The sequence below is a fragment of the Miniimonas sp. S16 genome, from assembly GCF_057748195.1.
Genome location: NZ_CM173242.1, coordinates 2167763 through 2184097 on the forward strand (window position 1 = coordinate 2167763; position 16335 = coordinate 2184097).

The 16335-nt window shown below is 74.2% G+C and carries 16 protein-coding genes; 12 read left to right on the forward strand and 4 right to left on the reverse strand.

Annotated elements, in window-relative coordinates:
- Positions 1–411: 411 nt before the first annotated feature.
- The 3 genes from AC3AQ1_RS09535 to AC3AQ1_RS09545 are packed head-to-tail and all read left to right on the forward strand — an operon-like array spanning position 412 to position 2572.
- Positions 412–885, forward strand: coding sequence for a GntR family transcriptional regulator (locus AC3AQ1_RS09535; protein WP_108718786.1), 474 nt, complete (start codon positions 412–414; stop codon positions 883–885).
- Positions 882–1889, forward strand: coding sequence for an ABC transporter ATP-binding protein (locus AC3AQ1_RS09540; protein WP_108718787.1), 1008 nt, complete (start codon positions 882–884; stop codon positions 1887–1889). Before AC3AQ1_RS09535 ends, AC3AQ1_RS09540 begins: the two co-directional genes overlap by 4 nt.
- On the forward strand, positions 1886–2572 hold the full coding sequence (locus AC3AQ1_RS09545; RefSeq protein ID WP_108718788.1) for a hypothetical protein: 687 nt from the start codon (positions 1886–1888) through the stop codon (positions 2570–2572). Before AC3AQ1_RS09540 ends, AC3AQ1_RS09545 begins: the two co-directional genes overlap by 4 nt.
- 49 nt (positions 2573–2621) lie before the next feature.
- Here AC3AQ1_RS09545 and AC3AQ1_RS09550 read toward each other — a convergent pair whose 3' ends face one another.
- Positions 2622–3578, reverse strand: coding sequence for a hypothetical protein (locus AC3AQ1_RS09550; RefSeq protein ID WP_159096479.1), 957 nt, complete (start codon positions 3576–3578; stop codon positions 2622–2624).
- Positions 3579–3755: 177 nt separating this feature from the next.
- Between AC3AQ1_RS09550 and AC3AQ1_RS09555 the strand changes: the two genes are divergently transcribed.
- Positions 3756–5267: a GH1 family beta-glucosidase gene (locus AC3AQ1_RS09555; RefSeq protein WP_108718789.1), complete on the forward strand. Its 1512-nt coding sequence runs from the start codon at positions 3756–3758 to the stop codon at positions 5265–5267.
- Here AC3AQ1_RS09555 and AC3AQ1_RS09560 read toward each other — a convergent pair.
- A complete protein-coding gene (locus AC3AQ1_RS09560; protein ID WP_108718790.1) occupies positions 5233–6105 on the reverse strand; it encodes an HAD family hydrolase in 873 nt (290 codons plus the stop codon). The two genes, AC3AQ1_RS09555 and AC3AQ1_RS09560, sit on opposite strands and share 35 nt — an antisense overlap.
- 21 nt (positions 6106–6126) lie before the next feature.
- Between AC3AQ1_RS09560 and AC3AQ1_RS09565 the strand changes: the two genes are divergently transcribed.
- From AC3AQ1_RS09565 to AC3AQ1_RS09575, 3 genes are all read left to right on the forward strand, one after another.
- Complete coding sequence (locus AC3AQ1_RS09565; RefSeq protein ID WP_488301215.1) at positions 6127–8178, forward strand: cation:proton antiporter; 2052 nt, start codon at positions 6127–6129, stop codon at positions 8176–8178.
- Positions 8175–9230 (forward strand): LLM class flavin-dependent oxidoreductase, encoded by a 1056-nt coding sequence (locus AC3AQ1_RS09570; protein WP_108718791.1) that lies wholly within the window; start codon positions 8175–8177, stop codon positions 9228–9230. The genes AC3AQ1_RS09565 and AC3AQ1_RS09570 overlap by 4 nt, the downstream gene beginning before the upstream one ends.
- Before the next feature lie 228 nt (positions 9231–9458).
- Positions 9459–10670: an Nramp family divalent metal transporter gene (locus tag AC3AQ1_RS09575; RefSeq protein ID WP_108720118.1), complete on the forward strand. Its 1212-nt coding sequence runs from the start codon at positions 9459–9461 to the stop codon at positions 10668–10670.
- 111 nt (positions 10671–10781) lie between these two features.
- On the opposite strand, the gene AC3AQ1_RS09580 is transcribed toward AC3AQ1_RS09575, so the two are convergent.
- Entirely contained in the window at positions 10782–11381 is a 600-nt protein-coding gene (locus tag AC3AQ1_RS09580; RefSeq protein WP_159096480.1) for a MarR family transcriptional regulator, read from the reverse strand.
- An 849-nt stretch (positions 11382–12230) separates the two neighbouring features.
- Between AC3AQ1_RS09580 and AC3AQ1_RS09585 the strand changes: the two genes are divergently transcribed.
- Positions 12231–12923, forward strand: coding sequence for a YggS family pyridoxal phosphate-dependent enzyme (locus tag AC3AQ1_RS09585; RefSeq protein ID WP_108718793.1), 693 nt, complete (start codon positions 12231–12233; stop codon positions 12921–12923).
- 97 nt (positions 12924–13020) lie between these two features.
- On the opposite strand, the gene AC3AQ1_RS09590 is transcribed toward AC3AQ1_RS09585, so the two are convergent.
- Positions 13021–13575, reverse strand: coding sequence for an alpha/beta hydrolase family protein (locus tag AC3AQ1_RS09590; protein ID WP_108718794.1), 555 nt, complete (start codon positions 13573–13575; stop codon positions 13021–13023).
- A gap of 65 nt (positions 13576–13640) precedes the next feature.
- On the opposite strand from AC3AQ1_RS09590, the gene AC3AQ1_RS09595 reads away from it, so the two are divergent.
- The 4 genes from AC3AQ1_RS09595 to AC3AQ1_RS09610 all read left to right on the forward strand — a co-directional run bounded on the left by AC3AQ1_RS09595 (position 13641) and on the right by AC3AQ1_RS09610 (position 16260).
- Positions 13641–13907, forward strand: coding sequence for a type II toxin-antitoxin system Phd/YefM family antitoxin (locus tag AC3AQ1_RS09595; RefSeq protein ID WP_108718795.1), 267 nt, complete (start codon positions 13641–13643; stop codon positions 13905–13907).
- A gap of 4 nt (positions 13908–13911) precedes the next feature.
- Positions 13912–14310, forward strand: a complete 399-nt coding sequence (locus AC3AQ1_RS09600) for a type II toxin-antitoxin system VapC family toxin (protein WP_108718796.1) — start codon at positions 13912–13914, stop codon at positions 14308–14310.
- 89 nt (positions 14311–14399) lie between these two features.
- The gene (locus AC3AQ1_RS09605) at positions 14400–14936 is read left to right on the forward strand and encodes an acyl-CoA thioesterase (RefSeq protein ID WP_108718797.1); all 537 of its coding nucleotides are present in this window, start codon (positions 14400–14402) and stop codon (positions 14934–14936) included.
- Between the two features lie 190 nt (positions 14937–15126).
- A complete protein-coding gene (locus tag AC3AQ1_RS09610) occupies positions 15127–16260 on the forward strand; it encodes an MBL fold metallo-hydrolase (RefSeq protein WP_108718798.1) in 1134 nt (377 codons plus the stop codon).
- Positions 16261–16335 lie beyond the last annotated feature (75 nt).

Consider the following 16335-nt stretch of genomic DNA (forward strand, 5'->3'; position numbering starts at 1 on the left):
CCCAGCTCCTGGCGCCCTGCGCGGCCACCGTGGCGCCGATGCTGCACAGCCACAGCGCTGTTGCCCCACTGGCGCGGCCGGCGACCCGGATGGCGTCTCGGAAACGGCGTGATTCTGCGGATTCCCAGCCTCTGGCGCCTTGCACGGACACGGTGGTTCTGACGCTGCACAGCCACAGCGCTGTGGCTGTGCAGCGTCCGCGCCTCCCGGCTCGTCGTCGCCCGTCGTACCGCGACCCGCGTCGTGATCCGCGGATTCGTGCGGCTCCCGCGCTCCTCACCCCCGACAGCCCAGGGCTCGTCGCGGCCACAGCGCTGACGATGGGTGGCGACGTCATGCGAACCCCTTGATCGAGGCCAGGCTTCTATGGTTACCTACTCAGGTAACTAACCGGTGAACCGCGGAGGACTCGTGATCGAAGAGGGCCGGGCGCTGTTCCTGCAGATCGCCGAAGGGATCGAGGACTCGATCCTGGACGGCAGCCTGCCGGAGGAGACACGCGCACCCTCGACCAACGAGCTCGCCGCGTTCTACCGGATCAACCCCGCAACGGCCGCGAAGGGAGTGGGTCTGCTCGTGGACAAGGGCGTGATCTACAAGCAGCGCGGCATCGGCATGTTTGTCGCGACCGGAGCACGCGCGGCGGTCCTCGCCGAGCGCCGCGCGGCCTTCGCGGACAGGTTCGTCGACCCCCTGCTCGCCGAGGCGCGGTCGCTCGGGCTCGGCCCGGACGAGCTCGCGGCACTCGTCCGCGACCGCGCGGCATCGGCGGCCGCCGCCACGCCAGCAGGTGGTCCGACGCCGTCCACCATCCCCGCCCAGACCATCTCCGCCCAGACCATCCCCGCCCAGACCACCCCCGACTCCTTCGGAGGAGCGCGATGACCAGCGTGATCGAGGTCGAGCACCTCACCAAGCGGTACGGCGACACCCTTGCCGTCGACGACGTCTCCCTCGCCATCGAGAAGGATGCGATCTACGGCCTCCTGGGCCGCAACGGCGCGGGCAAGACCACCCTGATGTCCATCCTCACGGCCCAGGGCTTCGCGACCTCGGGCAGCGTAAGCATCTTCGGGCAGCGGCCGTACGAGAACGCCGCCGTGCTGCAGCGCATGTGCTTCGTCCGCGAGGGCCAGAAGTACCCCGACGACGCCAAGCCCGGGCACGCGTTCCGGATGGCCCGCCTCTTCTTCCCGAACTGGGACCAGGACGTGTGCGACTCCCTCGTCGCGCAGTTCCAGCTCCCGATGAACCGCACGATCAAGAAGCTCTCGCGCGGTCAGCTGTCCGCCGTCGGCGTCGTGATCGGCCTCGCCTCCCGCGCGGAGATCACGTTCTTCGACGAGCCCTACCTGGGCCTCGACGCCGTCGCGCGCCAGATCTTCTACGACCGCCTCCTCGAGGACTACGCCGAGCACCCGCGCACGGTGCTGCTGTCGAGCCACCTCATCGACGAGGTCGCCAACCTCCTCGAGCGCGTCGTCGTGATCGACGCCGGCCGGATCGTGATGGACGCCGAGACCGACGCCGTGCGCGACCTCGCGAGCACGGTGGTCGGCGACGCCGACGCTGTCGAGCGCTTCGTCGTCGGGCGCGAGGTCCTGCACCGCGAGTCGCTCGGCCGGGTCGCCTCGGTCACCGTGCTGGGGACGCTCACCGACGCCGACCGCCGCGCGCTCGCCGAGGCGAGGCTCGACGTCGCCCCGGTGTCGTTGCAGCAGCTCGTGGTGCGCACGACCCAGGCGGCGGCCCGACGGCGAGCGGCCGGGGACACCGAGGCCGGCGCCTGGGGGATGGAGAGCGCACGCGACGCCGCCGCGGAGGGCGCCGCCGACGGCGGCGCCACACCCGACACCACCCGCACCGCCGAGAAGGGAGCACTCCGATGAGTCGGACCGTGAACGTCGTGCGCATGCAGCTCGTCAACAAGCAGACGTTCGGCTGGGTGCCCCTGGCCATCCTCGTGGGCGCCCTCGCGGTCACGCTCGCGATCTGGGCGATGGTCCCGGACGGGGGAGCGCTGTACAGCGGCGGCGCGCAGGCGCCGTTCTGGTACTTCGCCGTCATCGGGGTGCAGGCCCTCACGCTGACGTTCCCGTTCTCCCAGGCGATGAGCGTGACGCGGCGTGAGTTCTACCTGGGCACGCTCCTGACGGCGGCGCTGGCCGCGGCCGTGCTCACGGTCGTGTTCCTCGTCGGCGGGTTCGTCGAGCAGGCCACGGACGGCTGGGGGATGAACGGGTACTTCTTCACGTTCCCGTGGATCTGGGACGCCGGCGCGCCGGTCGCGGCGGCGTTCTACTTCGTCCTCTCGATGCTGTCCTTCGTCGCGGGGTTCACGGGCGCGACGCTCTACAAGCGCTTCGGCGCCTTCTGGCTCGTCGTCGTGTCCGTGGGGCTCGTGCTCGTCCTCATCGCGGCCGCGTGGCTCGTCACGCGCGCCGGGGCGTGGTCGGACGTCATGGGCTGGCTGCTCACGAGCGGCGTGGGCGGGCTGACCGCGGTGCTCGCTGGGATCACGGTGGTGGTCGCGCTCGTCGCGTTCCCGTTGCTGCGGCGCGCCGTGCCCTGAGCGCGCTCGCGGGACTCGCCACGGTCCGCGCGCTCAGGGACGCCGGGACTCACGACCAGGGGATCGCGTCCGCCCCGTCCGCCGGCGGCGCGGTGTGGTTCCAGTGCTCCGCGGTCTGCAGCACCCAGAACGCGACAAACGCGAGCAGCAGCACGATCTCGAGCCAGAACGTCACGGGGAGCGTCTCGGGGACCGCGCCGTCGCCGCGCACGAGGAACACCACGATCGCGACGATCACCGCGGCCGCCATCGTCACCGCGATCCCGTAGTACCACCGGCGGTAGCCCCGCTCGGACATCCGCAGCAGGTCGGCCCCCGGCTGGGTGTTGCGGCCGTTGAGCCACACCACGGCGGTCAGCAGGGCGAAGAACCCGACGGCGCACACGTAGTGCGCGTGCATGAGGAAGCTCGTCCGGCCGAACAGGAACCATGCGCCGAGCGCCGCCCAGGCCAGCGTCGCGGTCGCGACGCCCCGCGTCGTGCGCGAGCGCCACGCCTGTCCGGCGCGCGCCGCCGCGAGCAGGCGCAGCCACACGTACCCGAGCGCTACGACGCCGAGCAGCCCGTACGCCGCCGCGTTGTTTTCCACGCCCGGCACGACGTCCGCCGGCACGCAGGCCACGCCGGGGTCGGGGCAGACGAAGTCGGCCGCGTCGACCGCCGGCAGGGTCGCGAGCACGATCGGCGTGGGCACGAACCCGACGAGCGGCACCAGCAGTCCCGCGAGGTCGAGCAGTCCGTTCTCGAGCCCCGGCCGGCCCTTGATCGCCACGAGCGCGAGCCCGACGGCGAGCAGCACCGACACGAGGACGCCTCGCACGGGCGAGTAGAAGGTCGCGGAGATCGAGGACGGGACGGCGCCGACCCGCACCGACTGCAGCACGACGGAGAAGATGAGCAGCAGCCCCGCGCCGACGAGCGCGACGCGCAGCGCGCGGTAGGTGTCCAGCGTCGCCTCGCTGGTCTCGGAGTGCCGCGGCGCGTGCGCGCCCGTCGAGCCGACCATCGCCTGCCTCCCTCGTCCACCCCGATCGTGCCCGGTGGGGCCGACATCCGCGAGGAGTCGCGGCCGTGCCGCTCGCCGTTTGCCCCCGCTTCCTGCGCACGCGCCGCACCCGCTATCGTGGCAGCGCTTCCACGGTGTCGACGTCCGGCCCCACCCGGTGAACGAAGGAGTTCGCAGATGACCACGTTCGGCCCCGACTTCCTCTTCGGCTCGGCGACGGCGAGCTACCAGATCGAGGGGGCGGTGGCCGAGGACGGCCGCGGCCCGTCGATCTGGGACACCTACTCCCACACCCCCGGTGCCACCGAGTACGGCGACACGGGCGACGTCGCGTGCGACCACTACCACCGCTGGCGCGAGGACGTGGGCCACATCGCCGCGCTCGGCCTGGACGCCTACCGCCTCTCGATCGCGTGGCCGCGCGTGCAGCCCACCGGTCGCGGCCCGCTCAACCCGGCCGGCGTCCGGTTCTACCGTGACCTGCTCGACGCGCTCACGGCCGCCGGCGTCCAGCCGCTCGTCACGCTCTACCACTGGGACCTGCCGCAGGAGCTCGAGGACGCGGGTGGCTGGGCCAACCGCGACACGGCGTTCGCCTTCGCCGACTACGCGCGCGCGATGGCCCAGGAGCTCGGCGATCGCGTGCACACCTGGACCACGCTCAACGAGCCGTGGTGCACCGCCTACCTCGGCTACGCCTCGGGCGTGCACGCCCCCGGCCGCACCGAGCCGGCCACCGCGCTGGCCGCCGTGCACCACCTCAACCTCGCGCACGGCCTCGCGGTCCAGGCGATCCGCGAGGTCCTGCCGGAGGCCCGCTGCTCGGTCACCCTGAACTTCCACGTGCTCCGCGCCGCCGACCCGGCCGACCCGGAGGACGCCGACGCCGTGCGCCAGATCGACGCCGTCGCCAACCGCGCCTTCACGGGTCCGATGCTCGAGGGTGCCTACCCCGAGGACCTGATCGCCGACACCGCCGCGATCACCGACTGGTCCTTCGTGCGCGACGGCGACCTCGCCATCGTGCACCAGCCGCTCACCGCGCTGGGGGTGAACTACTACTCCACGACGATGGTGCGCCGCGCTCCCGAGGGGGATGCGACGTCGGACAACTCCGGCCACCGCGAGTCCGCCGCCTCCCCGTGGGTGGGCGCCGACCGCGTCGCGTTCGTCCGCGAGCCCGGCCCCTACACCGCGATGGGCTGGAACATCGCGCCCGAGGCGCTCACCGAGCTGCTGCTCGACCTGCACCGGCGCTACCCGACGCTGCCGACCGTCGTGACGGAGAACGGGGCCGCGTTCGAGGACGAGGTCTCGCCCGACGGTCGCGTGCACGACCCGCGGCGGGTGTCCTACCTGCACGACCACATCGCCGCCGTCGCGGCGGCGCGGGAGCGCGGCGCCGACGTGCGCGGCTACTTCGCTTGGTCGCTCCTGGACAACTTCGAGTGGGCCTGGGGCTACGCGCGCCGGTTCGGGATCATCCGGGTCGACTACGACACGCTGGAGCGGACGTGGAAGGACTCCGCGCACTGGTACGCGCGCCTCACCCGCACCCGGGAGCTCCCCGCGGTCGACGACGTCGAGCCGTCCGTCCCCGTGGTCGGCGCGCCGCTGCGCGCCACCAGTCCCGCGGGGGCAGGCGCCGGCTCGCTCAGCGACCCAGGAGCGCGCGCAGCACGCGCGTGACGCCGCGGTCGGCGTTCGTCGGCGCACGGTAGCGCGCCGCGGCCGCCACGTCGGGGTGCGCGTCCGCCATCGCGTAGGACCACGTGGCGCGCGCCAGCATGCCGAGGTCGTTGGGGAAGTCGCCGAACGCCATGGTCTGGTCGGGCGACACCCCGAGCTCCGCCTGGAGCGTGGCGAGCGCGCGACCCTTGTCCGCCGTCGGGCTCATGACGTCGACCCAGACGCCCGCTGACGCGACCACGCGCGCGCCGGGGACCTCGCCGATGCTCCGCCCCACGCCTCGCTCGGCGCCGGCCGGGTCCCACACGGCGACCTTGAGGACGTCGTCCTCGACGGCCGCGAGGTCCGCGACCTCCTCGAGCAGCGGGTAGTACGGCCGCGACGCGGCGAGGAACTGCTCGGCCATCGCCTCGTCGTCGTGCACCGCGTCGAGCGCGACGTAGGCGCTGCGCAGGCCGCACACCACGATCCCGGGGTGCCCGCCCGCGCGGGCGTAGTCACGAGCCGCCGCCAGCACGTGCCCGACGGCGTGGCGCGGCACGGGGTCGACGGCGATCGGCTGGGTGCCGCGCGCCACGAGGGCGCCGTTCTCGGCGATGATCGTGCGCTGCTCGCCGGTCGGGCTGTCGTCGACCCCACCCGCACCGTCCGGCCAGACCGTGCGCCGGATGCTCTCGAGCTGACGCCCGCTGGCGGGGACGAGGGTGATGCCCCGCTCCGCGAGGGCGTGCTCGACGGCGGGGAAGTCGGGGTCCAGGCGCTTGTGCGGGTCGAGCAGCGTCCCGTCGAGGTCGACGGCGACGAGTCGGATGTCGGCGGGATCGGGGGTGGGGGTCACCCGGCCATTCTCCCCGGCTCCGTGCTCGCCGCCCCCGTGCCCTCCGGCCTCAAGCCCGCGGCCCGCGTCACCCGCCCCCGCGCCCGCAAGCCCGCGGCCCGCGGCCCGCGTCACCCGCCCCCGTGCCAGGGTGAGGGGGTGGAGATCCTCGTCGTCGCCGTCGTCGGCCTGCTGACGATCGCCTTCACCACCTCGCTCGCGCCGCGGCTGCGGATCGCCGCGCCGCTCGTGCTCGTGATCCTCGGGCTCGCGGTGAGCCTCATCCCCGCGGTGCCCGAGGTGACGCTGAACCCGGACGTCGTGCTAGAGGGCATCCTCCCGCCGCTCCTGTACGCCACCGCCGTCTCGACGCCGACCATGGACTTCCGCCGCGACTTCCGCCTCATCGGTGGGATGTCGGTGCTGCTCGTGGCCGTGAGCGCGGTGGCGCTCGGGTTCCTGTTCACCGCGCTCATCCCCGGTCTGCCGCTGGCTGCGGGCATCGCGCTCGGCGCGATCGTCAGCCCCACCGACGCCGTCGCCACCTCGATCGTGCGGGAGGTGGGCGTCTCGCCTCGGATCACCTCAGTCCTGGAGGGCGAGTCCCTGCTCAACGACGCGACGGCGCTCGTGCTGCTGCGCTCCGCCGTCGCCGTCGCGCTCGTGGGCCAGCGGGAGGCGGGCCAGGTGCTCGGCGACTTCGTCTGGTCGGTCGCGGTGGCCGTGGTGATCGGCGCCGTCGTGGGACGGCTCAACCTGCTCGTGCGCGCCCGCGTCTCGGACGCCTCGGCGAACACCGTGCTCTCGTTCGCCGTGCCGTTCCTCGCGTCGGTGCCGGCGACCCTGCTGAACTCCTCCGGGCTCGTCGCCGCCGTCGTGGCCGGGCTCGTGACGGGGCACGGCGCGGTGCACCACATCCGGCCTGCGCACCGCGCGGCAGAGGCGGTGTCGTGGCGCACGATCTCGCTCGTGCTGGAGGGGTCGGTCTTCCTCCTCATGGGCCTGGAGATGACGGCGATCGTGGCCGACCTGGGCGGTTCCTCGCTCGCCGTCACCGGGCTGTGGGTGGCGTTCGTCGGCCTGGTCGCCGTGCTCGGGGTGCGGCTCGTGTACGTGACCGCGGTGCTCGTGTCCCTCAACCGGCGTCAGCGGCGCAGCGGCGACCTGCGCGAGCGGCTCACGGCGATCGACTCCCGGCTCACCGAGCTGGAGGAGGCGGCCGCGCGCGAGCCGCACGAGGACGACCGGCACCGGCGTGGACCGCGGTCCTTCGCCTCGATGCGGCTGCGGGTCACCCGCAAGCAGTACGACCTGGACTACTTCGACGCCGCGCCGTTCGGCTGGCGCGAGGGCGGGGTGCTCACGTGGGCCGGCATGCGCGGCGTGGTCACGGTGGTGGCGGCGCAGACGCTGCCGACGTCGGTGCCGCACCGCTCGCTGCTCGTCTTCGTCGCGTTCGTGGTCGCGGCGAGCTCGCTGCTGCTTCAGGGCGGGACGCTCGGGCTGGTGGTGCGGCTGCTGCGGCCCGCGCGCGTCTCGCCCGAGGACCTCGCGGCCGAGAACGAGCGGCTGGACCGGCACCTGCGCGCCGCGGCGTTCGCCGCGCTCACCGAGGCGGCCGACCCGGAGGTCGCCGAGCAGATCCGCCGACAGGTCGGGCGCATCGCGCGGCCCGAGTCCGCCGCGCCGTCGCGCGCCCGGGTGCAGGAGGTGCGGCTGCACATGATCGAGGCGCAGCGCGAGAGCCTCGTGCAGGCGCGCGACGCCGGAGCCTTCTCGTCCGGCACCCTGACCCACGCGCTCGCGGCGCTCGACGCGCAGCAGATCGCGCTGGAGATGCAGCGCGAGGCGGACGTGCGCGAGGCCGAGGAGGAGACCGGCGAGGCTCCGGAGGACGTGCCCGACGACGGCGCCGCGCCCGACGGCGAGCTGTCCGACGGCGAGGCGCGCGACGGCGAGCTGCCCGACGGTGGGCTGCCCGGTGGTGGGCTGCCCGGTGGTGGGCTGCCCGGTGGTGGGCTGCCCGGTGGTGGGCTGCCCGGCGGCGCGGCCCAGGACCTCGCAGCACTCGACGACCCGGAGAGGACCACATGACCGACACCGACGAGGCGAGCGACGCGCGCGCCACGACCGTTCCGGGCGGCTCAGCCCGCCCCGCCGTGCCACCCGTTCCAGCCGCACCCCGGCGCGTCGGGGCGATGCTCCCGCGCGACCTCCCCGTCGCTCAGGTGCTGCCGTTCGTCCGCCGTGCGGAGGAGCTCGGCTTCGAGGAGCTCTGGGTCGTCGAGGACCTCGGGTTCCGCGGCGGGATCGCGCAGGCGGGCGCGGTGCTGGCCGCGACCGAGCGGATCACGGTCGGCCTCGGGATCCTGCCGACCGGCGCGCGCAACGTCGCGTTCGCAGCGATGGAGCTCGCGACGCTCGCGCACCTCTTCCCCGGGCGGCTCGTCACGGGCATCGGCCACGGCATGCCGGGGTGGATGCGCGACGTCGACGCGTGGCCCGCGAGCCCTGTCACCCTGTTGACGGAGTACACGACGGCCCTGCGGGCGCTGCTGCGAGGCGAGCGGGTCGCCACGCAGGGCCGGTACGTCACGCTGCACGACGTGCAGATCGGCGAGGTGCCGGACGTCGCGCCGCCGGTCGTGCTCGGCGTGCGCGGTCCGCGGTCGATGGCCGTCGCGGGTCGGGTCGCCGACGGCGTGCTGCTGGCCGAGCCGTCCCCGCCGTCCTACGTCGCCGCGGCGATCGAGCAGCTCGGCGGTCCGGTGGGCGCCGACGGCGTGCGGCGTGAGGTCATGGCGTACGACGTCGCGGCGGTGGCCGACGAACCCGAGGCCGCCTACGCCGTCGTGCGTCCCGCTCTGGCGTGGATCGGCGAGCCGGACTGGACGCCCCACGTCGCGCGCCTGCCGTTCGCGGCTGAGCTCGCCGCGCTGCGCGAGCGCGCCGGGTCGCCGCAGGCGTTCGGGGCCGCGCTGCCGTCGGAGTGGCTGGCGGACCTGGCACTGGCCGGGACGCCCGATCAGGTCCGCGCGGGCGTCGCGGCGCGGCACGACGCGGGTGCGACGAGCGTCGTCCTCACGCCCGTGGGCGAGGACCGGCTTGGCGCCCTGGAGACGTTCGCTCGCGTCCTCGGCACCTGACTTCGGGGATAGGACAGTGAGAGTTCGGCTAGCCTAACTCTCGTGCCCGAGCGCTCGACCTCACCCGCGCCCGCACCGCTGTCCGGCGGGGCCGGTCTCAGCCCCGATGCCGGCCTCGGTGCCGGTGCTGGCCTCGGTGCCGGTGCCGATGACGGCGTGAGCCGCGGTGCCGAGGCGTCTGCTCCCGACGGCGCGCCCGGTCGGACCCCGCGCGGCGGGTATGCCGCGCTGGCGCGGCTGCTCGGACCCGCGTTCGTGGCGGCCGTGGCGTACGTCGATCCGGGCAACGTCGCCGCGAACGTCACGGCGGGTGCGCGTTACGGCTACCTGCTGCTGTGGGTCCTCGTGGCCGGCAGCGCGATGGCCGTGCTCGTGCAGTACCTCACGGCACGCCTCGGCCTGGTGACGGGTCGCTCGCTCGCCGAGCTCATGGGGCAGCGCTACCGCCGGTGGCCGAGGCGCGCCGCGTGGCTGCAGGCCGAGATCGTGGCGGTCGCGACGGACCTCGCCGAGGTGATCGGTGGCGCCATCGCACTGCAGCTCCTGTTCGGCGTGCCGCTGCCGCTCGGCGGGGTGATCGTCGGGCTGGCGTCGATGGGGCTGCTGGCGGTGCAGACCCGTCGGGGGCAGCGCGCGTTCGAGGGCGTCATCGTGGCGCTGCTCGCCGTGCTGGCGGTCGGCTTCCTCGCAGGGCTGTTCGTCGCGCCGATCGACGCGGGCGACCTCGCGTCCGGGCTCGTGCCGCGGTTCGCGGGGCCCGACACCGTCCTGCTCGCGGCGTCGATGCTCGGCGCGACCGTGATGCCGCACGCGATCTACGCGCACTCGGCGCTCGCCCGCGACCGTCACGTCCCGCGAGACGCGCTCCGAGGCGCGGGCCGAGACCGCCGACTCGCCCAGCTCCTGCGGGCGACCCGGTGGGACGTGCTCGTCGCGCTGCTCGTCGCCGGCACGGTCAACGTCGCGATGCTCGTGCTCGCCGCAGCCAGCCTGCCCGGGCAGCCCGGCACGGACACGATCGAGGGCGCGCACGCGGTGATCGCGCAGGCGCTGGGCGCGGGGATCGGGACCGCGTTCGCCGTCGGGCTGCTGGCCTCGGGACTCGCGTCGACGGCCGTCGGGGCGTACGCGGGAGGTTCGATCGCGGGCGGCCTGCTGCACGTGCGGGTCCCCCTGGTGGTGCGCCGCGCGGTGACGATCGTGCCCGCGGTGGTGGTGCTCGCCGTCGGGATCGACCCGACGTGGGCGCTCGTGCTGTCCCAGGTCGTGCTGTCGCTCGGGATCCCGTTCGCGCTGGTCCCGCTGCTGCGCCTGGTGGCCGCGCGCGACCTCATGGGCGCGTGGCGGGTGACCGGCTGGCTGCTCGCGGCGGCGTGGGTGGTGGTCGCGCTCGTCGTGGCTCTCAACGTCGCGCTCGTGGTGCTCACCGTCGCGGGCTGAGCCTTTCCACGTCAGTCCCGAGCGACATACGGCCTGCGGCGCTGAGGACGCCTGGGTCGGGAGCGGCGGGGCCGGGGTTGTCTGCGTTGGGAGCGTCTGGGTCGGGAGAGCTCAGGCGGCCGTTTCCGGGCGGGGGAGTGCGTCCCACGTGCGATCCGTCAGCGTCCGCCCGCACAGCGCGTGGTCCAGTCGCGCTGCGAACGCTGGCGCCCGCACCTCGTGGAAGAGGGCCGCCAGAGCGGACAGTCGGGCCGTGAGCGCCTCCTCGACGCGCTCGGCGGCCCCTACGCCCGCCTCCGTGAGGTAGTGCTCTCGGCGCCGCGGATACAGCGACTCCGGCGTCCCGTCAGGTCTCACCCCGCCCTGCATCCACGCGGGCTTGGTCCGGAGCTCGCCGTCGACCAGGCCTAGCGAGCGCAACACCGCGAGCGTCTGCGACGTCGCGGAGTGCGTCGCACCCAGCGCCGCCGCGACGTCTCGGACGGCGGCTCCCGGGTGGTGGCGCAGGACGATCAGGGCGCGCGTGAAACGTGGTCGGAGTGCCGGGAGGTCGACCACGTCGCGCAGATCGTCGAGGGAGCGTTCGAGCGCCGCGAGCTGCTCCCACAGGGGCGTCCACGCCAGCTGCCCGACGGCGTGGCGCGGGCTCTCGGCGTCGCTCGGCCCTCGCGCGGCGGACGGTTGCGGTCTCCGTCCCGGCTTCGTCGTCATCGGTCCTCCCATCTTCGGTGGCTCCGGCGGGACGCGGGTGCGACGACCGTGCGAGCCTGCGCTGAGCGTGCGAGCCTGCGACGACCGTGCGAGCCTGCGCTGAGCGTCCAGCCTGCGCTGAGCGTCCAGCCTGCGCTGAGCGTCCAGCCTGCGCTGAGCGTCCAGCCTGCGCCGACCGTACGGAGTCGCCACCCGCCCGGGCGACCCCGCTGTGGACGGGCCCTGGATCAGACGCACCCCGTTCGGATGGGGACAACCGCGGTGGTGCCGCTCAACCACCGGGCGACTGACAGCGCTGTTACTCGACGGGTCGACTGAGAGCCCGCCGGACCGCCGCAGGAACCGCAGGATCGCGCCACTTTGTCGCCCGAACCGTGCGAGCTGCGATCGTTCCCCGTGAAGTGCACAGCCACAGCGCTGTGGCTGTGTAGTCGATCGAACGGCTCGGGCACTTCGCTCCTCGGCGCTCACAAGTGGCGGAATCATGCGACTGGTGAGCCGTCAAGGGTGCTGAAGGGCTGCGGAGGGCAGTGACAGTGCTTTCAGGCGCGGCTGTCAGGCGCGTCCGTGCGGGAGCGCGTCGGACAATCGCGGCCGCGGGCGGGCGCCACGGATGCAGCGAGCGTTGGCGCGCCGGCCGCAGGAGGCGCCAGCGCGTCCGCCTCAGCCCGCGTCAGCGCGTCCGCCCCAGCCCGCGCCAGCGCGTCCGCCCCAGCCCGCGTCAGCGCGTCGGACGTGGCCGGCGTTCGCGCGTCGGATGGTCGCGACCGCACGCTGGCGCGACGGACGTAGCCGGCCTCCGCGCGTCGGCCGCGGGCGGCTCAACTGAGCCGGTGGGATCCTGGGGCCATGTCCCTCGCCGCCCGGCTCGCCCTCGTCCGCACGCAGATCGCGGAGGCCGCGCTCGCCGTCGGGCGCGATCCGGCGGAGATCCGGCTGGTCGCGGTGAGCAAGACGTTCCCGGTCGAGGACGTGCGTGCGGCGCTCGAGGCGGGCTGCCGCGACCTCGGCGAGTCGCGCGCGCAGGAACTCGTGGCGAAGGCCGAGGCGCTCGCGGACCGGGACCCTGTCCCGCGCTGGGTCTTCATCGGGCCGCTGCAGTCGAACAAGGCGCGCGACGTCGCCCGCTACGCGCACGAGCTGCAGTCGCTGGACCGCGTCGAGCTCGCGGACGCACTGCAGCGCCGCCTCGACGCCGTCGACCGCACGCTCGACGTGCTCGTGCAGGTCAACACCTCGGGCGAGGAGGCCAAGTCGGGTGTGGCGCCGGACGAGGCCGTGGCGCTCGCCCGCGTCGTGGCGGCGCACGACCGACTGCGGGTGCGCGGGCTCATGACGATCGCGACGCTCGGTGGCGACGAAGCGGAGACCCGGCGCTGCTTCCGCGCGCTCGCCGAGACGCGGGAGCGACTGCGCGACGCCGCGATCGACGGCGTCGACTCTGCGGAGCTCTCGATGGGGATGTCTGCGGACTTCCCACTTGCGATTGCAGAGGGCGCCACCACGGTGCGCGTCGGCACCGCGCTGTTCGGGCGTCGCTGAGCGACCGTCGAGGCTCGGTCGGGGGCGTCGCTCAGCGACCGTCGCGGTTGGTCGGGGTCCTGCTGAGCACGCCCTTCCGCCCGGTCGAAGCCGTCGCTCACTCGAGGCTGACGAGCCAGTCCCGAACCAGCTCCACCACCCGGCCGTCGGCGGGGGAGTGGTTGCCCGGCACGACGGCGAACGTCACCGGTCCGGGCGCCTCGCCCAGGCGCGTGCGCAGCTCCTCGGGCGTCCCGAACGGGTCGGCCGCGCCCGACACCGCAAGGGTCGGGACGGCGACCTGTGGCAGGTGCGCGATCCGGAGCTGCTCCGGCCGGCCCGGTGGGTGCAGCGGGTAGGAGAGCAGCACGAGAGCCCCGACTGCGAGGCCCTGCGCCACCGCGACGGACGCCATCCGGCCGCCGAAGCTGCGTCCGCCGACCGCGAGCTGGCCGAGCGGGACGCCCAGCTCGGCCGCGAACGCGTACGCCTCGGAGACCACGTGCGCGACGGCGAGCTCCGGCTTCTCCGGTCCGCCCCGGCCGGCAGCTCGATTGGCGAACTCCGACCGACGCACCGGCAGGGGCGCCAGGCCGTGCTCGAGGGCGATGAGGGTGCGGTTGTCCCGACCCGCGCTCGCGCCCGGGTAGACCAGCAGTCCGGCGATCGGCATGGATCCGACCGTAGCCGCGCGGAGGCGTTGCTCCTGAGTGTGGCAAAGGTGCTACGGTAGCGCACATGTCCACGGCCACGGCTCGAGACCTGCGCAACCACACGGCGGACATCCTTCGACGCGTGACATCGGGCGGGTCGGTCACCATCACGGTGCACGGCGCCGCAGTGGCCGAGCTCCATCCCGTGAGTTCCTCTCGTCCCACGTTCTTCAGCCGAGCCGACCTGGTCGAGGGCCTGGGCGCCACCCAGGCCGACTCTGCCCTCCGGGAGACCCTCCGGCACTTGGCCGGCGACGGCACCGACGATCTCGACGACTCCCTTGCCCGGTAGCCCCGTGCCGAGGCCCGGTCTCCTCGACACCAGCGTCTTCATCGCCCGCGAGGACGGTCGACCTCTCGACGTCGATGCTCTCCCGGCCGAGTCCGCTGTCAGCGTGGTGACGATCGCGGAGCTCCAGGTCGGCGTGCTCTCGGCGCCGGACACCGAGGTGCGTGCCCGGCGGATGGCGACGCTCGCGACAGCGTCCCAGGTCACCCCGCTGCCGATCACGGTCGAGGCCGCCCGCGCGTGGGCGACGCTGCGGGTCCGGTTGGCGGAGGAAGGTCGCCGAGCGAACGTCAACGATCTGTGGATCGCCGCGATCGCTCTCGCGGAGGGACTCGACGTCGTGACGCACGACTCGGACTACGACGTCATCGCCTCCGTCGGGGGTCCCGGAATCGTCCGGGTCTAGCCAGGCTAGGTCGCGACGGAGCAGCCGGTCGTCCACCTCGGCCGCTCCGATATGACCCGGCCGCCACCCGCGGCGGCGCACAATGGCCCATGACCTCCCGCGCTCGCGTCGTGCTGCCCGTGCGGTGGTCCGACATCGACCTCTTCGGCCACGTCAACAACGCCGCCTTCCTGCGCTTCCTCGACGACGCCCGGTTCGCGGCCTTCCCGCTCATGGGCGTCGACGGCTCCGGCACCGTGACGGACGCCGTGCTCGTCGTCGTGAAGAACGAGATCGACTACCTCGCTCCGGTCCCCTTCACACCCGACCCGCTCGCCGTGGAGGTCTGGGTCAGCCGGGTGGGTTCGTCCTCGGTCGACTTCGGGTACGAGGTCACCGGGGGCGCCAGCGATCGCGGGACGCCCGTCGGCGCGGGCTCTGACGACGCAGCGCCCGACGCCGCGGCCCCCGACGGCGCGGCCCCCGACGGCGCAACCCGCGCCCGTGAGCCCCGCACCTACCTCCTGGCGCGGTCCCGCATGGTGCAGGTCGACCGCGCGAGCGGTCGCCCGCAGCCGTTCGCCGAGGACGAGCGTGCAGTCCTCGCCGCCCACACCGACGCGGAGCCGGTCCTGCGCGGCTGGTGACGGCGGGCCCCTGACGGCCCGCACCTGGCGGCCCACCCCTGACGGCAGATCCACGCGGGCGCGCGCCCGGCCGCCGGGTCGACCCACCCGATCGGGCGAGAAGGTCCGCCCGACCGGTCCTCGCCGTCGTGCGGGTGCGTCGCTACGGTGTGCTCACGACGTCGCCGTGCCCGCCACCGGGGGAGGTCGCATGGCCACCGCGATCCGCATCGAGGCGCTGCCCGCACGGCTGGGCGACTGCCTGCTCGTGGAGTGCCCGCGCGAGGGGACGCGGCCCTGGCGGATGCTCGTCGACGGCGGCCCGCCCGACACCTGGCCGCGCCTCGAGGCGCGGCTGCAGGCGCTGCCGGACCCGGCGATCGACGTCTCCGTCGTCACCCACATCGACTCCGACCACATCGGCGGGTTCATCCCGTTCGTGCTCAGCCCGCACGCGCGCGACGTGGGCGACTTCTGGTTCAACGGGGCGCGGCACCTCGTCCCGGCCGGGGAGATGCGCAGCACCGCGCAGGGCGACACCGTCGTCAGCGCGCTCACCGGCGCCACCCCCGGGCTGCGCGCGGCGCCACTGCCGTGGAACGTGGCGTTCGGCGGCGGACCCGTGCGTTGCCCCGACCCGCCCGACGCCGGCCGCACCGGCACGCCCCTCCCGGTGATCGAGGTCCCCGGCGGCCCGCGCCTCACGATCCTCTCGCCCACCCCGACGCGGCTGCGCGTGCTCGGTCGCAAGTGGAACGAGGTCGAGGAGGAGCTGCACCGCGGACCCGAGCTCGGCGTGGCCCCGCCGATGGCGCCGCCCCCGCTCGGCGACCTCGAGGACCTCCTGCCCGGCCCGACCACGCGCGACCCCTCGGCCCCGAACGGCAGCAGCATCGCGTTCCTGCTCGAGCACCGCGGCGCGAGCGCGGTGCTGTCCGGCGACGCGTTCGGGAACGTGCTGGCGCTCTCGCTGGCGATGCTCGCCGTCGAGCGCGGGAGCGAGAACGTGCCCGTGGACCTGGTCAAGCTGCCGCACCACGGCAGCGTCAACAACGTGCTCGCGGCGCTCGTGCAGGCGGCGCCCGCCCGGCACTACCTCGTCTCGACCAACGGCGACACGTTCAACCACCCCGACGATGCCGCGCTCGCACGGGTCGTCCTCGGCGCGCCCCGCGGCGCCGAGCTGTGGTTCAACTACCGCACGCCGCGCACGCAGCGGTGGGCCGAGCCCGCACTGCAGGCGCGGTACGGGTTCACCGCGCATCTCCCCGCCGCAGGCGCGGACGACGAGCACACCGGCGACGGCGAGCACGGCATCGTCGTGGAGCTTCCGGAGCGCACGTGACCAGCCCGCGCGGGTGGGGACCGATCCCCCCGGCCGACCCGTCCGGGGCGCCCGACGCGGCCCGCGCGTGGGGGC

Bases quoted from the DNA above. Each gene is read 5' to 3' on its own strand.
- AC3AQ1_RS09540 (WP_108718787.1), top strand. From the start codon at position 882: ATGACCAGCGTGATCGAGGTCGAGCACCTCACCAAGCGGTACGGCGAC.
- AC3AQ1_RS09545 (WP_108718788.1), top strand. From the start codon at position 1,886: ATGAGTCGGACCGTGAACGTCGTGCGCATGCAGCTCGTCAACAAGCAG.
- AC3AQ1_RS09550 (WP_159096479.1), bottom strand. From the start codon at position 3,578: ATGGTCGGCTCGACGGGCGCGCACGCGCCGCGGCACTCCGAGACCAGC.
- AC3AQ1_RS09555 (WP_108718789.1), top strand. From the start codon at position 3,756: ATGACCACGTTCGGCCCCGACTTCCTCTTCGGCTCGGCGACGGCGAGC.
- AC3AQ1_RS09570 (WP_108718791.1), top strand. From the start codon at position 8,175: ATGACCGACACCGACGAGGCGAGCGACGCGCGCGCCACGACCGTTCCG.
- AC3AQ1_RS09580 (WP_159096480.1), bottom strand. From the start codon at position 11,381: ATGACGACGAAGCCGGGACGGAGACCGCAACCGTCCGCCGCGCGAGGG.
- AC3AQ1_RS09585 (WP_108718793.1), top strand. From the start codon at position 12,231: ATGTCCCTCGCCGCCCGGCTCGCCCTCGTCCGCACGCAGATCGCGGAG.
- AC3AQ1_RS09590 (WP_108718794.1), bottom strand. From the start codon at position 13,575: ATGCCGATCGCCGGACTGCTGGTCTACCCGGGCGCGAGCGCGGGTCGG.
- AC3AQ1_RS09595 (WP_108718795.1), top strand. From the start codon at position 13,641: ATGTCCACGGCCACGGCTCGAGACCTGCGCAACCACACGGCGGACATC.
- AC3AQ1_RS09605 (WP_108718797.1), top strand. From the start codon at position 14,400: ATGACCTCCCGCGCTCGCGTCGTGCTGCCCGTGCGGTGGTCCGACATC.
- AC3AQ1_RS09610 (WP_108718798.1), top strand. From the start codon at position 15,127: ATGGCCACCGCGATCCGCATCGAGGCGCTGCCCGCACGGCTGGGCGAC.